This is a genomic window from Klebsiella sp. V115_8 (assembly GCF_029967715.1).
GTDB classification, from domain to species: domain Bacteria; phylum Pseudomonadota; class Gammaproteobacteria; order Enterobacterales; family Enterobacteriaceae; genus Klebsiella; species Klebsiella quasipneumoniae.
The window spans coordinates 1-505 of sequence record NZ_JASCAR010000021.1; the positions used below are offsets into that span (position 1 = coordinate 1).

Annotated in this window: 1 rRNA gene; it reads right to left on the minus strand. The window is 52.7% G+C overall.

From position 1 onward, the window contains the following. Positions 1 to 505 (minus strand): 23S ribosomal RNA (locus tag QLG03_RS06095); the annotation flags it as partial.

Genomic DNA, 505 nt, shown 5'->3' on the forward strand with positions numbered 1-505 from the left:
CTTCACCTACACACCAGCGTGCCTTCTCCCGAAGTTACGGCACCATTTTGCCTAGTTCCTTCACCCGAGTTCTCTCAAGCGCCTTGGTATTCTCTACCTGACCACCTGTGTCGGTTTGGGGTACGATTTGATGTTACCTGATGCTTAGAGGCTTTTCCTGGAAGCAGGGCATTTGTTACTTCAGTACCGTAGTACCTCGTCATCACACCTCAGCCTTGATTATCCGGATTTGCCTGGATAACCAGCCTACATGCTTAAACCGGGACAACCGTCGCCCGGCTAACATAGCCTTCTCCGTCCCCCCTTCGCAGTAACACCAAGTACAGGAATATTAACCTGTTTCCCATCGACTACGCCTTTCGGCCTCGCCTTAGGGGTCGACTCACCCTGCCCCGATTAACGTTGGACAGGAACCCTTGGTCTTCCGGCGAGCGGGCTTTTCACCCGCTTTATCGTTACTTATGTCAGCATTCGCACTTCTGATACCTCCAGCAACCCTCACAGG